At 43.0% G+C, this 17,136-nt stretch carries 8 protein-coding genes; 6 read left to right on the top strand and 2 right to left on the bottom strand.

Going from position 1 to position 17,136, the window contains the following annotated elements; genetic code table 11:
• The first annotated feature begins 40 nt into the window (after positions 1 to 40).
• On the top strand, positions 41 to 958 hold the full coding sequence (locus VTAP4600_RS17850; protein ID WP_102524159.1) for a LysR family transcriptional regulator: 918 nt from the start codon (positions 41 to 43) through the stop codon (positions 956 to 958).
• A gap of 88 nt (positions 959 to 1,046) precedes the next feature.
• On the opposite strand, the gene VTAP4600_RS17845 is transcribed toward VTAP4600_RS17850, so the two are convergent.
• Both VTAP4600_RS17845 and VTAP4600_RS17840 read right to left on the bottom strand, forming a co-directional pair.
• Positions 1,047 to 1,880 (bottom strand): tetratricopeptide repeat protein, encoded by an 834-nt coding sequence (locus tag VTAP4600_RS17845; RefSeq protein WP_172443169.1) that lies wholly within the window; start codon positions 1,878 to 1,880, stop codon positions 1,047 to 1,049.
• Between the two features lie 209 nt (positions 1,881 to 2,089).
• Positions 2,090 to 3,157, bottom strand: coding sequence for an SEL1-like repeat protein (locus VTAP4600_RS17840; RefSeq protein WP_102524157.1), 1,068 nt, complete (start codon positions 3,155 to 3,157; stop codon positions 2,090 to 2,092).
• Positions 3,158 to 3,338: 181 nt separating this feature from the next.
• On the opposite strand from VTAP4600_RS17840, the gene VTAP4600_RS17835 reads away from it, so the two are divergent.
• The 5 genes from VTAP4600_RS17835 (at position 3,339) to VTAP4600_RS17815 (ending at position 17,111) form a co-directional block, all read left to right on the top strand.
• Complete coding sequence (locus tag VTAP4600_RS17835) at positions 3,339 to 5,480, top strand: hypothetical protein (protein ID WP_102524156.1); 2,142 nt, start codon at positions 3,339 to 3,341, stop codon at positions 5,478 to 5,480.
• A gap of 148 nt (positions 5,481 to 5,628) precedes the next feature.
• The gene (locus VTAP4600_RS17830) at positions 5,629 to 7,764 is read left to right on the top strand and encodes a type I secretion system permease/ATPase (protein WP_102524155.1); all 2,136 of its coding nucleotides are present in this window, start codon (positions 5,629 to 5,631) and stop codon (positions 7,762 to 7,764) included.
• A 5-nt stretch (positions 7,765 to 7,769) separates the two neighbouring features.
• Positions 7,770 to 9,149 (top strand): HlyD family type I secretion periplasmic adaptor subunit, encoded by a 1,380-nt coding sequence (locus tag VTAP4600_RS17825; RefSeq protein ID WP_102525436.1) that lies wholly within the window; start codon positions 7,770 to 7,772, stop codon positions 9,147 to 9,149.
• Positions 9,149 to 11,302: a type I secretion system permease/ATPase gene (locus tag VTAP4600_RS17820; RefSeq protein ID WP_102524154.1), complete on the top strand. Its 2,154-nt coding sequence runs from the start codon at positions 9,149 to 9,151 to the stop codon at positions 11,300 to 11,302. The genes VTAP4600_RS17825 and VTAP4600_RS17820 overlap by 1 nt, the downstream gene beginning before the upstream one ends.
• 394 nt (positions 11,303 to 11,696) lie before the next feature.
• On the top strand, positions 11,697 to 17,111 hold the full coding sequence (locus VTAP4600_RS17815) for a hypothetical protein (protein WP_102524153.1): 5,415 nt from the start codon (positions 11,697 to 11,699) through the stop codon (positions 17,109 to 17,111).
• The last annotated feature ends 25 nt before the right edge of the window (positions 17,112 to 17,136 follow it).

Here is a 17,136-nt window from a genome sequence, read left to right as displayed (position 1 = left end):
CACTATACTTGTCGTTATATTTTAGAGAAACTGAGATGGTATGAAAAACACTGAGTTAAATTTAATTCCTATTTTTGTGGCAATCTATGAAGAACTCAGTTTGTCTCGTGCCGCGACACGTTTGCAAATCAGCCAACCTGCGGTGAGTAAGGCGCTGGCAAGATTACGTGATATTTATGATGAGCCTCTGTTTCATCGCAGTGCATCTGGTGTCGAACCGACGTCATTTTCAAGTGATATCTATCCTGCGATGTCTGCCTCATTAAAGAATTTCACCTCAACCTTATCGGCTTCTCGTGATTTTGATCATCGTGTTTCCAATCGAGTTTTCTCTGTGGCGTGTGTATCGGTTGCCAGCTATGAGTTGTTACCTCGGCTAATGGCCATCATCGCCAAAGTTGCGCCTAATATTGCCTTAGAAGTTCACCCGCTATTTACTGAAGACTATGAGTCTGATTTGAGGCTGCAGCGGTATGATTTGATTATCAATATTCCGCCCAATGCTCGCAGTAGCTTGAAACAAGAAGTCTTGTACACAGAAAGCCTGAAAGTGGTGTGCGCGAGCGATCACCCTAGAATTGGGAGTGTTATTTCAGAGCAGGAATTTCTCACTGAAGGCCATGTCGTGGTGTCACGTTGGCACGCCCGTGGAAGTTTACTTAACAATGATGATTACCCTTCGTTAGAGCGACGTAAGATCGTTTATCGCGCCGCAGGTGTGCTTGAAATGCTGCCAGTGATTGATTCTTCAGAGCTTATCGGCCTCATGCCAGAATCAAGCGTTGCCATGTTCCAACAGATGTATAATGTCAAAATGTTGCCCGTCCCATTTCATTTACCTGTCTCGGATTTAAGTATGATATGGCACCCTAGCCGTACTAACGAAAGTGCACACCGTTGGTTAAGAGATAGGCTTAAAGAGGCGGCGAAACGCATCAGATTTTGTAAAGAACCTTAATTCTGGGGTAATGGGTGCACTGTCGTATCAGGAGGGCCTAGATGCTACCTTAGTTGTCGACCGCCCCAATGCCTTATCCGTCCTCTATCTAAAGTTCATCGCACATTAAATAATCGGACTCAACGCATTTCTTGGACATGTTCTCAGCATTTCTAATCGCCTCAGTGGTTAGATATTCGTGGACAATCTTTATCGCGTTGGAAGCGTCATACCCATTTAGCTTAGATACTAGAAGCCACAAAAGCGCGTTGCTATGTTCTTCCAAATTGAAATATATCAAACCAAGGTTGAACTGAGCGAAGGCGTAGCCTGAATTTGCTGCTTGACGAAACCAATATAGGGCTTTTTTACCATCTTGCTTGACTGTTATACCATTTGCATAATAGGTTCCCAGGTGGAATTGAGCTCCTTCATCTCCTTGCGCTGCGGATTTTTCAAACCAATACAACGCCTTTTCTCTATCTTTTGGAACAACGGTTCCCATATGGTACATAATAGCGAGATTGAATTGTGCGTTAGCATAGCCTCTATCCGCCGCTTTTTTAGTCCAATATTTTGCTAATTCATTGTTCTGAGAGACTGCTTCACCTTGTGCATACAGGATCCCCAATTCTGACTGCGCAGGTAAATATTCTTGTTTGGCTGATTGCTGCATCCAATGCATAGCATGGGCATTATCTTGAGTTACTCCTTTACCATAAAGATATCTGCGTGACAGGTGGTACTGAGCTGGTGCATAACCTTGTTCCACTGATTTATGATACCAGTCGATTGCTAATTCATTATAGCCTTTCTTGTAGTATGCTTCTGCTAGGTAGTATTGCATGACAGCATCACCATCTTTAGCTAGTCGGTATAATATTTCATACTCTTTGCCTAAATTAACAAAATCAGAGTTAACAATTTCTTTGTTATGTTCCATTGGGTACACAATGACTGGATATGACAATAAGGCAATTGAGATCAGAGTTCGGAAAGTTAGCCTGATAGTTCGATGAATGTTAATGAATGAGGAACTATTCTCTTTAATATTAGCGTTACTTTTAATTTTCTTATTAAGTCTATTCATAGATAAATTCAATATTAATTCCATTTTTGCTATGGTTCCTTGAGTTCAATCAAAAGTGTTGTCTATTTTTCACAAGAGATTTTTTGTATATCATTGCTTGAAATGTCACTTCCTATTGCTATCAGCTTTCTCTCGAGGTCTTTTGATTTATCTAATGATATGGGGACTCCCCAACCATTTTTGTATATAGCAGAAAGGAGCTTTAGTGAAGGCTCATAATTCATATTGGCCGCTTTGCTAATATATTCGATGGCAAGTTTACAATCCTGTTCTACGTCCCAGCCATAGCCATACATAGTACCAAGAATCGACAATGCGACAGGATTATCCTTGTCCGCTGCTTTATGAAAATATTCTAAAGTAATATTAATATCTTTAGTCATTCCACGACTAAAAAGTGAAGAGGCTGCATACGCCACCATAGAGTTGACTTGTCCGGCGTCAGCTGCTTTTTTATGCCAATAGACGGATTGTTCATAATTGCGTTTTACGCCTGTGCCATGGCCGTAAGAGGTTGCAACGTTTTCTTGACCAATGGGATGACCAGCCTTTGCCGCCTTTAGATACAGGTCAAATGCAGTTTTGTCATCGACTGGCATACCTATCCCTTCGCTATTCATGAATGCAAGCATCACTAAGCCATCAGTACTGCCATTAGCCACAGCACGTTTGGTCCAAGTTAATGCCAATTCTATGTTTTTTGAAACACCAGTTCCTGTTCTATATAGGTAGCCTAACATGACTTGTGATTTGGCATTTTCTTGCTGTGCTGCTTTTTCTGCCCAATAAAGACCTTTATTGAAATCATCTTCAACATGTATACCTTCAAAATACAACGAGGATAACCTTGCTTGAGCATTTACCTCGCCTTGCTGAGCCGATTGAGTATAGAGTTCAATAGCTTTATTTATATCGTTCTCAACAGTATCTCCATTTTCATACATGGTAGCGAGTTCGTATAGTTCAGAAGCATTTACATTGAGTAAAGGGGAATTGATAGCTTGTGCGGAAGATTCAAGCTTACTCTTAGTATTTTTATCTGTAACTGAAAGGGGAGCACCTAAAACCACACTTGTATACATAGGTAGCATAGATATTAACATAATCTTGATCAAGAACGGACTTTTCATATATACCTCTAATTATAAATCATTAATATACCAGATCTTTCCTCAAGTAAAGCAAACCCTGTAAAGTTCCACCTTGTGATACCGAAGGGGTCATTTTTTGGGTTCAGGATTATATGCATTGAAGTTCTTGACTAAATAAATGATAGTCTTTGCCATTTAATTCTATTTATGGGTGAATATTATGAATAACGGACCAGCATATAGGGTGTCAAAGACAAGTGATTTTGATGAGATATTATCTGAAGTGATAGGCCTTATTGGGAATAAACAAGTAGCTGAAGCGTCATCTGATATTTCAAATGTGAGAGAAAGCCTAGCGAAAGATTCACTTTTGATGAGTAAATATAAACCAAGTTATAGTCGTTGGTTAAATGATGCGCAAACTGAATATGGTCAAAATCGAGCAGCTTTTGGGAATAATGACAGATATTTATCGGCAAATAATGAGGTGGTCGAACAGTATAAAAACATTGGAATTGAGTCAACTCTTGAAAATGGAATTACGAGTGATTTCTATTATTCAAGTAAAAATAAGAGTATTAAATTAGAAGTTACGAGCATTCGAGATACCTCAGTTGGAAGTTATGGAGAACTAAATGATATTATCTTGACTTCTTATGATTATGAAAGAGATGGAATTAAGCTCACGCTATTTTCTAGATTTACAGATGATGGTGTTTCTCGTAAGGAGAATATCGAAATATATAATGACAACGATAGGTTATTGGAGTCATTCGATAGAGAACTTTCTTTGTCACAATGTTCACTGTCAGAAATCGGTTGGACAAGAAGTCAAATAGAGAACAATCTAATAGAACCAGATTTTATTAGTCAAGTAAAAAATAGTCAGAGTTCGGGGGTCAATATAAACGATTTATATAGACCATCATCACTGTATTTCCAGTCTAGAGGGGAGCTAAGAAAGTATTCGATTGAAGATAGCTCGAGACTTTTCGGGGGGCCAACGTCGCTACAAGGAATAGAAGCATCTAGAAATCAACAAATATCTAGAATTGGATACCTTTATGGTGTAGAGACTCCTTCTTCTTCCATGATCCATGACTATGCTGGTGGAAAACTAGCTCCTTCGCAGAAAAAATACTCATATACAACAGGTCGCCAAACAACTACCTCTCCTACAAATTATCATTCTATATTTAGTTCTAGAGCAGAAAAGGTTGGGCTAAATGGTTTGTTTCAGAACACGTACATCAACAATAAGTCATCTTCATTAACTTCTTCATTTTCAAGTAATTACAGCTCAAGTGGAAGATTGTCAATTAGTGCAATAGTTTCAGGTGCTGGGGTATATAAGGTAAACCTACCGACTACACCAATACCATCAGATAAGTTGATTTTTGGTGTAGAGTGTAAGGGAACGATCAGAGCGGAAATGGACGTACCAAAGAGGAAGTTCATCGCAGCGGCTTTTGATGGTGATTGTAATGCATCAGTTGGTTACAGAATAGAACCGATCGATGGTTATTCAGTTGGGGCTGCGGTTGAATACAGTGCAAAACAAGGAAAGTTGGGTGTGGAACATAAAGTAGAGGTAGGAACATATGTTGAAGCTTTTGGTGCAACTGCTAAAACATCGGTAGTCGTGTACGAAAGTCGGCCTGAGAAAGATGTTAGCAAATCTAATGAAAGCAGCAGTGCTTCCAAGGACACGGATGAGACTGATAAAAAGAGCGATGGCGATGATAGCGATGATAATACAGCTTCAACTGGTAGCGCTTCGAAAGAAAAAGAAAAAGAAAAAGAAAAAGATGACAATGATGCTAAGGATTCAATAGCTGAGTTGGAGAGAAAAAAAAGATTGCTAGAAGATGGGAGAGCGACTGAAGATAGTGGGCTAGACTGCAATGGTAATTCAATTAATGATCAAGAATCTGAAAAAATTAATAATGATCCAATTGACAACGAGCCTCTTAGTTGTGGTAATGATGGGGGTTTAAGCAAAGAGGAATTAGAAAAGTTAATCGCAATGTTTAAAGAGTTTAATACAAATATTGAAGATTCGGACTTTTCAGGCGGGCAAGATCCATGCGGTAATTCTCCGGGATATGGGGTAACTTTACCTAATAAGGGGAAAGTTGATACAGATAAAATTAATACCTCATCAGGTGGAGAACGGCCACATTGTGGTACGGAGCCTATAATATTAAATCCTCATATATCAGCAGTTTCTAGTAGTGCGAATAATCTAGTTCATAGCATGGTAGCGTTTGATTCCGACTCAAAAGGATTCGGCTCAAACAGTTTGGATTCAAAGGTTGGAGTAGTGAGAAGTTTTATTGAACTTTCTGTTGATAGGATTTAATAAATACGCTATCTAAATTTATATTCATAGAATAATAAGCTGTTAATCAATTCTAATGGATGTTAGCAGCAAAATATTATTGCGACGTTGTCAATTTAACGCCTATTTATTGGCGGTTTAGTTTTTATTAATTAGTCGGAATTCAGATATGAATAAGAAGATCGAAATCGATCAGAAGTCCTCTAGTAAATATGAAGAAAAGTCGTCGGCGGTGGCGTGTGCCGTCTTGCTATTACAGTTGTCTGGCGCCAACGACAAACCTAATGAAGAATTCGATGATCATTTGCCCTTTAAGAAAGCCATAAAGCAATTCGGACAATCGAATAACGTAAATTTGGTAAGTAGAAAATCATCGTTGGATACCATAACACCAGAAATGTTGCCTTTAGCTTTTAAAGACAGTAAGGGGTTGTATGTAGTGTTGGCCAAGATGTCGTCTAGCCAAGCACTTATCCAGCGACCAGAGTCTAACACTCCGGAACTGCTAAAGATTGAAGAACTTCAGTCATTATGGCTCGGGACTGTTCTAATTTTGCAAGGAGCGGCTCTGCGGTTTGACGTTTCTTGGTTCATTCCTGAATTTGTTCGCCATCGTAAATTGATTGTCGAAGTCCTGCTGTTTTCACTGATGCTGCAATTATTGGCTCTTGCGACACCTTTGTTTTTTCAGGTGGTGATGGATAAGGTTTTGGTGCACAACGCATTGTCTACATTAGATGTTTTGGTGATGATTCTTGTTGTCGTGGGTATCTTCGAAGTCGTACTTAAAGGGTTACGTGAGTATTTATTTGCCCATACCTCCAACCGTATAGATATCGGGTTAGGTATTAAGTTGTTTCGCCATTTGCTCGGTTTACCGTTGCTTTATTTCAAGCACCGTCAGGTTGGGGCGATCATCACACGAGTGCAAGAACTTGATAGCATACGTGACTTTCTTACAGGTTCAATGCTAACGCTCTGTGTCGACGTGGTTTTTACATTTGTTTTCTTTGGTGTCATGGCGTGGCTATCACCGCTTTTGACCGGAATAGTGCTAACCAGTTTGCCTTTCTACTTTGCGCTCGCTTGGCTAAGTACCGGTCAATTGCAAGAGCGTATAGAACGACAGTTCCAAACTTCGGCTATGAATACGTCTTTCCTCAATGAAACCGTTAGCGGCGTTGAAACGATCAAAAGTCTGGCTGTTGAGCCTCGTATGCGAAGACGTTGGGAAACACAAACGGAAGAAATGGTCGAGGCTGGTTTCCAAACTCAGACCTTAAACAGCGCCATTAGTCATGGGGTTACGCTGCTACAGAAAGTAACTGGCGTAGTAGTGATTTGGGTGGGCGCTAATTTAGTTATGTCACTCGACCTGACCATAGGTCAGCTCATTGCATTTAATATGATGACGTCTCATGTCTGCCAACCTATCGCTAAACTTGTAGAGCTCTGGCAGCAGTTCGTACAAACTCGCGTTGCTGTAGACAAACTTGGAGACATGCTAAATCTGCCAATGGAACAGGAGCAAGGCTGCGAGACACCAACTTTTGCACTTCTTGGCGAGCTGACGATGCAGAATGTTTCATTTCAATACCAGCCGAATTTAGAGCCTGTATTACGGGATGTAAATTTGCATATTAAAGCGGGTGAGAGTCTAGGTATTGTCGGCCCGTCAGGTTCAGGCAAGTCGACACTTACACGACTGTTGCAAAAGCTATATGCCCCTCAAGCAGGTAACATCTTAATTGATGGAATTCCACTGCATAGTTTGTCTCCAGATTACTTGCGAAGCCAGATAGGGGTTGTTTTGCAAGAAAACTATCTGTTTAACCGCAGTGTTCGAAATAACATTGCGATCAAAGATCCTACAGCCTCATTGGAGGAGGTTGTGGTAGCGGCCCAACTAGCAGGTGCACATGACTTTATTCTGCAGTTACCGCACGGGTATGACACGATTTTAGCAGAAGCTGGCGGATCACTATCAGGTGGGCAAAGGCAGCGAATTGCTATTGCTCGTGCTCTTATGTCCAATCCTAAAATCCTTATTTTTGATGAAGCAACCAGTGCGCTTGATGACGAATCACAAGCACTTATTCAAGAGAACATGCGGGAAATTTCTCGTCTTCGTACAGTGATTATTATTGCCCATCGTTTGTCTACAGTGCGCGATTGTGATCGGATTATCACACTCGAAAAGGGCTGCATTACAGAATCCGGCTGTCATAAAGAGCTGCTGGAACTACAAGGATGCTACGCACGGTTATGGACGTTGCAACAAGAATTGCGTAAGGAAACTGAGTGAAAGTGATGAAGCATTTAAGAACCATTATTCAGGCGTGGAAAGCCCAGAAGAGTGACGCGCCAGAGATCAAACGTTCCCGCGATGAGTACGAGTTTCAGCCTGCTTATTTGGAAATCGTTGAACGGCCTCCAGCACCTTGGGCGCGTCGCACGTCTCTTGCTTTAACGATGCTGTTGATGTTGGCTCTCTTATGGTCTGTGATTGGTAAGTTGGATATCCATGCTAGCGCGGTTGGACGTTTATTGGTCTCTAATCATTCTAAAGTTATTCAATCAATTGAACCGGGAGAGGTCGCCGCAATTAATGTTCGTGATGGTCAACGGGTTCGTAAAGGTGAAGTGTTGATTGAGCTCAACCCAGTCGGTATTAAGGCAGAGCTTCAGGAGTTGCGCGAGCAACTGAATTTCAAGCGTTTGGAAATGGCGCGTTCACAGGCTTTGTTAAGTCATGACCCTCTAAGTAGTTTTGATGTACCGGAAAGTGCAACTGAGCAACAAATAAAGATTGCACGAGCTCACTTACAAAGCGAGTGGACAGAGGTGAAAGCCAATCTAGATAGCCTTAAAGGTGAGATGCGCGTAAATATGGCAAATCAGCAAGCGCGCAAAAATGAGATCACTGGTTTAAACCGGCTTGCGGTTAATATTAAAGATCGTCTGGATGCACAAAGGGCACTTGCAACGAGCAAGCTTATTCCGAAATTTGAGCTTTTAGAGCAAGAAAGAGAGCAGTTAGAAATAGAGAGAACTCTATCTCAGCAGTACACGCAAATTGATGTCTTGAAAGCGGAATATAAGAGCAAACAAGAGCAACGCAAGAGTTACTTGGCAAAGATCCGTCGCGAATATTACGACAAGATGAATGAAGCTCAGGCATCCATTGCGGTGATGAGCCAACAACAGATTAAGTTACTAGAGAAATATCGATTGCAGAGTTTACGAGCGCCGGTTAATGGGGTTGTTCAGCAACTGAATGTGCACACTGTTGGTGGGGTCGTGCAAGCTGCCAAACAACTGATGATTATCGTTCCGGATGAAGCGGTTCTTGAGATTGAAGTGATGGTTCTGAATAAAGATGTTGGGTTTGTCCACAGCGGGCAAGAAGTAGAAGTAAAAATTGACTCGTTTCCTTATACACGTTACGGAACGGTTTCCGGCCAGGTTGCTTATGTGTCAAAGGACTCTGTACAGGATGAAAAGCGGGGGTTGGTCTTCCCAGCTCGTGTCAAAATACAACAGACCACAATTCTAGTTGAAGACAAAGATGTGCCGTTACAAGCAGGAATGAGTGTTAACGCCGAGATTCGAACGGGTGAACGACGTGTAATCGATTATTTGCTGAGCCCTTTGCAACAGTATCAGTCTGAAGCGATGAGGGAGCGTTAATGGCTACAGTTGAATCATTGACACAAGAAAGCTCCTCGGCCGGTGATAGAACGCCTTTTGATTCTGGCTTGAAAGCTCTAATACGTGCTGCCAGCGGTTTCAAGCTGGCTGTAGACGAGAGTCAGTTAGTTCATCAACTTGGTAGAGATCATGGTCGAGCTAATAGTACAGAGCTATGCCGCTGCGCACTCTGGCTAGGGCTGCGGGCTCGTCAAAGCCGGAGTTCGCCTGCTAGGTTAGCAGCTTTGCCTTTACCTGCAATGTTACTCACAACGCAAGGTTGGGTGGTTCTAGAGAAAGTAGGCGATGAGCTGTTAACCGTTTTTGTTCCCGACCGCGAAGAGTGTTTGGATTACAAATGGCATGAGATGAGTGAGATTTGGCAAGGAGAGATAATACTGCTTGCCGAAACACTAGACATATCAAAAAAATCTCGATTTGGATTTGGGTGGTTTGTACCGTCAATTCGTAAGCATGCGAGCCAATTTCGTTCTGTATTGCTTGTCTCCTTGATGTTGCAGTTGATCGCTCTGGTCACACCTTTGTTATTTGAAAATGTGATCGATAAGGTCTTAGTTAGCCGCAGCCTGTCTAGTCTACAGGTATTGGGTGTCGCTATGCTAGCCCTAGCGATTTTTGATCCATTGTATGGCTTTATGCGTTCGTGGTTATTTGCGAATTTGGCAAGCAAAACCAATTCGGAGTTAACGAGCCGTCTATACGAGCACTTAGTTACTCTGCCTTTGACTTACTTCCAGCAACGTCAGACCGGAGAAATCATCGCACGAGTGCGGGAAATGAATCAAATACGGCAGTTTTTAACGGGCTCAGCCCTGACCATGGTCTTAGATTTAGCCTTTATTGGGCTGTTTGTTGCTGTGATGTTTACTTATGCGGCTAAGCTAACATGGCTTGTATTAGGCTCTTTGGTCTTGTATTTCCTTTTTTGGTTAGTTGTAGGGCCCGATTTACGGGCTAGAGTGACTCGAGAGTATGAGTTAGGGGCAGACAACACCGCTTTTCTAACTGAGTCTGTGACTGGAATAGAAACAATCAAAACTACGGCAACAGAGCCTTCATTTCTGCGCCAATGGGAGCGCCAGCTTGCAGGTTATGTCCGAGCAGCTTTTCGTGCAAAAGTGACGGGGATCATCGCCGGCCAAGGTATCGGTTTAATTCAAAAATTGACGTCAGCTTTAGTGCTTTGGTGGGGGGTAACTCTGGTGATGGAAGGCTCGCTCAGCCCCGGAGAGTTAGTCGCATTTAATATGCTTTCAGGAAACGTGACTCATCCAATTTTGCGTCTTGCTCAGATTTGGCAAGATTTTCAGCATACCTTGATTTCATTACGTCGTATTGGCGATATTCTTGACGAAGATACGGAACAGGGTTGTGGGGGATTGGCATCGGTTCCTACTTTAGCGGGGGGAGTGAATTTTAGTGGGGTGCGATTTCGTTATCACTCCGATGGTCAGGAAGTACTGCGTAATCTCAATTTTGAGATTAAACCAGGGGAATTTATCGGTATTACGGGTCCGTCGGGATCAGGGAAATCGACACTCACGCGGCTATTGCAACGTCTTTACATCCCTCAGCATGGGAAAGTGTTAATCGACGGTATCGATCTCGCCATCGCAGATCCAGTGGCACTTCGAAGAAATATGAGCGTTGTACTGCAAGATAGTTTGCTCTTTTCTGGCACCATCGCGGATAACATCCGCTTGTGCTGTCCACTCGCCCGCGATGCCGATGTTGTGAACGCGGCAGTTTTAGCTGGTGCGGATGAGTTCATTCGAGAATTGCCAGAAGGTTATCACACTCAGGTTGGTGAGAAAGGCGTGCGTTTATCTGGTGGTCAGCGTCAGAGAGTTGCGATTGCGAGAGCCTTGATGACCAATCCTGGTATTTTGCTACTGGATGAAGCAACAAGTGCTTTAGATTATGAATCTGAAGCGGCAGTCATGGCCAATATGGATGTTATCTCTCAAAATCGAACCGTGATTAGCATTGCTCATCGTCTTAATACCTTGCGTCATGCTGACCGTATACTTGTCATCGACAACGGTGAAATTGCCGAACAAGGTACTCATGAAGCGCTATTAAAACTAGGCGGAACATATGCGCACCTTTGGAAGTTGCAGGTAGCATCGTAGATTTAACTAAGTGGCTTGCTCTTTTATTAAAATTACTTAGACCAGACTGAGCTTTTATTTACATGTATTTATCGTGCCACTAATAGCGGGTTGATCTTGGTTTTTTATTTCTAATTAAAATATTTCTCATTAATTAATATTTAGTGTGATGATAAGCCAGTTAATAATCGATGGGACTGATCAATGTGTTATTAATGTCACACAAGTTCGTTTATAGAAAAATATTTGTTTGGACTTGTCCAAATTGGCTTTTATTGCATCTACGAAAGCCTATAAATCGAATGATGCTGAAAGAGTGGATTTTTATTTTTACCGCCTGCGTATATGTCTTTATTTATTACGTGGGTAAACAGAGCCTTCGGGCATATTAAGTAGCAAAAGTAAGGATGAAACAATGACAGCAGTAACAGATTTTGGCAGGCAGATAAATGAAGCAACAGAGTCTAGTGATGCCATTCGAAGCGATGTTCTTGGCAACTTTATGAAGCAGTTTGGTGCTGGTTTTTCTCAAATGATGCGTGACAGTATTGTGAATAAAGATGCCGGTGAGATTAGTACAGAAAAAATGGAGGCATTTTTTGCGCAAGCTTTAACAGATTCAGGTGTAGATCCTTCTGTGGTAAGCGAGCTATCAGGGTTAATGAAGGACCCGGATATTCTCGAGGCCTTACAAAGTTTTGATCAGACCTTAGAAGGAAATCAAGATGCTGCGTTCGTTGTACCTGGAGACGCGGTTCTGCCTTCGGTAGATGAAGTATTTCCTGATCAGCCAACAATAGATTCTGGATTAAACGGCAAAGTCAAAACGTTAGAAGAATACAGCGACTATATTTCTGGAGCGGGCACCAGCTTTGGTGGTTATATGGTTGGCTTGCCGTCAGACATCAAAGATGGTACTGGACTGGTGTTGGGAGGTATAGAGAAATTCCGCTATAACAAAATTGCTAAGGTTCTAAAAAGTGGTGATTTGGATGGGATCCCAGAGTGGAAGACCAAATTACAAGGCGCATTAGATAGTGGCGATGTGTTAACCGAAGGCCAATCATCATTTAAGAAAACGTTTGATAATGTAGCAACTGGAGCAAGTATTGCAACGTCCATGTTTGGTGTTGTGCAAGGGGGGATTAGTATTGCTGCGGGTGCACAAAAAGACGGTATAAATCGTGATTTGCGTATTACTGGCGGCGCATTAAGTGTGACGAAGGGGGTTTACTCACTTTCTAGCGTTGTGATTACCAAAATTGCTCAAAAAGCTGGCGGAGATACCGCTGAGAAAGTGGCTAAGTTTTTCTCAAAAGCGGCGCTTCAAAAAGAGATCGCGGAAGTTGGATTTAGTGCTTCTTCAGGATTAACGAAAGCTGGTGTAGGTTTCGCGACGGTTGTCGGTAGTGCTCTAGCAATTGGGTTGGGTGTCGTGAGTATTACCAAGAATGCGCTTGCTGCTGAAAAAGCTTTTGACAGTGGCAACTCAAGTCGTGGTGCCATGTATACGGCAATGGCCGTCATTGATGGACTGGGCGTTATTCTTGATGTAGCCAGTTTAATTTGTGACTTTGTGCCAGTGGTAGGCACGGCTATTTCTTTTGTTCTAGATTGCATTAACTTTGCGTTAACTGGGATTAATACTCTTTTGGGTTTCTTTGCCGACCAATTGGATAGTCGAACCCCTGAAGAAAAAATCACTCAGGCCCTAGATTCGTATGTCGATTCTGACGAGTTTACCAAGTTCATTGACGGCCAAGCAGAGACCTTCAAAAAAGAAGGATACGATGTATTCAAGTATATTATCGATGCAGAAGAAGCGGGCTTGTCGCAGTCGGGCATTGATGATTTAACGGATTACGTTAAAACGGTAAAACGAGATCTGACTGAAAAAGCAAAACAATACAGTGATGACCCGAACAATCGCCTGGCGTTGATTGATGGTACAGCTAGTGGTAATACTCTGAATGGGCGCGAAAACGACGACTACCTTGACGGACGTAAAGGAAACGACATCATTTATGGCCACGGTGGCAATGATATTATTATCGGCGGTGTGGGTAAAGACACATTGTTTGGTGGCTCAGGCAACGATACGTTAGATGGTGGATTGGGTGGTGACACAATTAAAGGAGGCGAAGGCGATGATACCGCACGTGCTGGATTGGGCGATGATTTGGTTGATATGGGACCAGGTCAAGATGTGATAAGTGGCCTACTGGGAGAAGATAACATTGATGGCGGGGGAGACAGTGATACCTTGAGTGTTGAGCAGATGTTTGATTCGTTGGCATCACGGTCGTTGGCTGTAAGTTGGGAGTTGCCTGACGGACAAAATTGGGGCGACTCTGAACGGGATACCTATACAGCTGTTGCCAATCAGAGTAACTGGAAAGATTACGCCCCAGAGTCTGAGCCTGCTATTGGTTTTGACGTCGATCTCGCGTCGCATTCAGCGAAGGCGCGTTTAGGCATTACTGCAGTCAATGATATCGAAGGCGGTCTGTACAATTACAATGTCTTCCCTAAGAGTGAACACGCTTACACTGACGACCAGCGTGACTTCAGCAGTCATTTCATGTTTGAAAAACCATTGCCGCTGATTTCTTTAATGGGGCGCATCAATTTCAGTGATCACGCAAACAACCACCTCGCGCCGATGTACCATGATCATGATTGGAGCTCTTATGTCATGGACGACGCGGCAGACCACCAGATAAGAGCCGGTTACGATGCTTTTATGTCTGAGGCGAATAGTAAAGGGCGTAATGTATATCTGTTAGGTGAAACGACATTGGCATTCTTACCGTCTAAGGGCTATTTTGGCGGCATGCCAGTGTTAACTGATGGTAAGTCACTGATGATTTTTGACCCGAAAATGGGCTTCGCTAATATCAGCAAAGAAACGTTGATTTCAATGGCTGGTGGAGAGAATGCGAATCTAAAGTCTGCAGCTGGATTCTATCTGTATCTGGTTGACAAGATAGGCGCATCTGCGTCATTGAAAGACATTGAAAATGTGGTGGGCTCCCAGTTTGCTGATTTACTCAAGGGTGATGACAACGCGAATGTACTGATCGCAAAAGATGGTGACGATACCTTGGAGGGGCGTGGTGGAAATGACGTACTCGACGCCAGCGGAAAGGGAATAAAGACCGTAAATGGCGGTGAAGGCACAGATACAGTCAGTTATGCTAAAAGCGCTGCAGGAGTAACCGTCAACTTGGTTGCTGGAACTGCTGTTGAACGTGGACAGATAGACACACTAATAAGTATTGAAAACGTGAGTGGGTCTACGCATCGTGACGTGATTACTGGAGATGAAAATGCTAACCAGATTGTAGCGGGTGATGGTAATGATGAAGTGAACTCTGGCGCGGGTGATGATTACGTTGATGGAGGAAAAGGCGCTAACTCGCTAGATGGGGGCGCAGATACCGATACTGTTGCCTTTACTCAGTTTGACGGTGTTTTGGTTAACCTATCACGTGGAGAAGGGTATAGCTTTGCAGACCCTTTAACTAAAACCACCTTTAGAAATTTTGAAAATGTGGTTGGCAGTGATGGAGATGATAGTCTAACTGGGGACGGCAATAATAACGTTTTATTTGGCGGCAAAAAGGACGATAACCTATATGGTGGCGCTGGTAATGACACGCTGATTGGCGGCAGCGGTTACGACAAAATATTTGGTGGTACGGGTAATGATCGTCTTTCTGGCGGTGACGATATCGACGAATTGCATGGCGGGTCTGGTTTTGATGTTGTGGATTACAGCATGAGTGAGTCCGATAGAAAACGGCATCTAGATATTCAACTTGATGATAATGGAATGACCACATTTGCCCGAGATAAACAAACGGGCCATATCATCGATAAAATGACTGATATTGAAGGGCTTGTTGGTGGCGATGGAAACGATACTCTCATTGGTAACTCTCAGAACAACCAACTAACCGGTGGGGCAGGAAGTGACACCTTGAAAGGGTTGGGCGGTAATGATGTTCTCGTTGCCGATGGCGGCGTAGATTTACTCGAGGGCGGAGGAGGTAAAGATTTCTATCAAATCAAAGCTGATGGACATGCTATTGTTGACGATACTGACGCCAGCAACGCCTTAGCATTTGATGGCGTTTCTCTGGCGCAAATAAAGGTAATTGTAGACTCGAAAAGTGGACGTATTTCGTTTGTACGTAAAGATAACGGAGCGATCTTGTTCGAGGACGTAGAGTCTGGGCGACAATTATTAGGGTGGAATGGGCAAGCTAACGACGCGCAGACGCTGGCCTTATCAAAGAGCTTCTCTTCTCGTTTTTCTACCATTCGTGTCGGTGATTCTGTGTTAGATCAAAGCTCTATCATGAACCTAATAGGTGGTTCAATCTGGCAGTTTAATGGCGAAAAAGACGACTCTTCCATTCAAATGAATCAACTGTCCAATTACGTCGAATCTAAGATGGCTAACGGCAGCATTTATGCTGGAGCAGGTAATGATCTTGTTCATCTTGTTGCTGGGCGTGCTGATGTACACACCGGAATGGGTCGTGATTACATAGACGTCTCGCAGAATAGTAGTAATGAACAGTCGGTCGTTTATGTCGATCAGTTTGCTACATTAGAAGCTAGTGGCTCGAATAAGGTTAAGGTAGTCAGTGCTGACAAAGCGAACTTTTGCTTGGTATTAAAAGGGGAGGTCAACGATTGGCGTTTAGCCGGAGACGGGACTTCGTTGCAGCATGAAGATGGTGGTGTTATCGAAATGGGTGAACAGCCGTTAAGCATTATTTTTGATGGCGACTCAAAACAAGTGCTAGTTAAAGATGTCGCTGATTATTATGAGCAAATCGTTGATGGTAGCAACTACCAACACAGTTGGGAGCTAATGCCAGACGGACGAGTATTAATGAACGTCCCGAATGTCTCTTCTACTGAAGTTAGTGTGTCTCAAGAAGTCGTGAATGGCGGCCTCGTAGTTCGAATAAAACATGGAAATGATGTTTTGCTCAGCGAAGATGTCCCTGCGGACTCTCCTGACGGTGCCAGTCTTGGTGATCTTTTAATGAGCAGAGTGAAAGGTGTACGTTTTGCTGATCAGCTAATCCAAGGTACTGCCTTAGGTATTTTTGTTAACACTGCTGTTGAAGCAAGCGGTACTCGAGACTTGTTAGCACCGGAAATGGCTCCTGAACCAAGTTTTATCGATTTGGTTGAGTCTTCCAACACACTGAACGGTTGGGAAGTCAATAAAGGTGGAGATGGCTTTGTTGTTACTGATAGCGGCTTAATATCATCTTATGATTGGAGTTCACGTACCCGTCGTTTTGATGTTTCAAGTCTCATTAGTACTTATGGTGCGAATCCGATAACTATCAGTGAAAACTTCCATCAAGTTGGTTATACCGAGGACAGTTTCAAAGTGTCGGTGAAGCTGTTAGACAGAACGGGGAAAGAACTTTCAAGTTGGAGCACTGGTGAGCAGAAGGTGCGAGGCAGCACCGAAATCAATCATAAATTAGAGGGGTACAGCGAGCAAGCTCATTACATCGAAGTCACTGATGCAGGCAAAGATAATGAATTCTGGGCCGGACATTATGGGGTTAGGATGGAGGGCTTGCAGGTTCAGTTTATGACCACCAGTACTCCGAATAAAGGGACATTACCTTCTATCGATTGTGGGACAACTGCAGATGAGGTAACGAGTCATCAAAGGCTTGCAGTGCTGTCGGGGGCTATGGCGGCATTCGATGCTGATGGGGCTGGTGTAGGTTCAGCGACCAAGCAAGTGAGAGAGGTTGTGTTACCCGTCTTAACAACATCCGTTGCATGATGCTGATTAGCTATCGGAGTTAAAG

It is taken from the genome of Vibrio tapetis subsp. tapetis (assembly GCF_900233005.1).
Classification (GTDB): domain Bacteria; phylum Pseudomonadota; class Gammaproteobacteria; order Enterobacterales; family Vibrionaceae; genus Vibrio; species Vibrio tapetis.
The sequence above is the reverse complement of the archived record's forward strand: the minus strand, read 5'-3'. Positions and strand labels throughout refer to the sequence as shown.

Coding starts and splice junctions, on each gene's coding strand:
- VTAP4600_RS17845 (WP_172443169.1), bottom strand. CDS start 1,880: ATGGAACATAACAAAGAAATTGTTAACTCTGATTTTGTTAATTTAGGC.
- VTAP4600_RS17815 (WP_102524153.1), top strand. CDS start 11,697: ATGACAGCAGTAACAGATTTTGGCAGGCAGATAAATGAAGCAACAGAG.
- VTAP4600_RS17850 (WP_102524159.1), top strand. CDS start 41: ATGAAAAACACTGAGTTAAATTTAATTCCTATTTTTGTGGCAATCTAT.
- VTAP4600_RS17820 (WP_102524154.1), top strand. CDS start 9,149: ATGGCTACAGTTGAATCATTGACACAAGAAAGCTCCTCGGCCGGTGAT.
- VTAP4600_RS17830 (WP_102524155.1), top strand. CDS start 5,629: ATGAATAAGAAGATCGAAATCGATCAGAAGTCCTCTAGTAAATATGAA.
- VTAP4600_RS17840 (WP_102524157.1), bottom strand. CDS start 3,157: ATGAAAAGTCCGTTCTTGATCAAGATTATGTTAATATCTATGCTACCT.
- VTAP4600_RS17835 (WP_102524156.1), top strand. CDS start 3,339: ATGAATAACGGACCAGCATATAGGGTGTCAAAGACAAGTGATTTTGAT.
- VTAP4600_RS17825 (WP_102525436.1), top strand. CDS start 7,770: ATGAAGCATTTAAGAACCATTATTCAGGCGTGGAAAGCCCAGAAGAGT.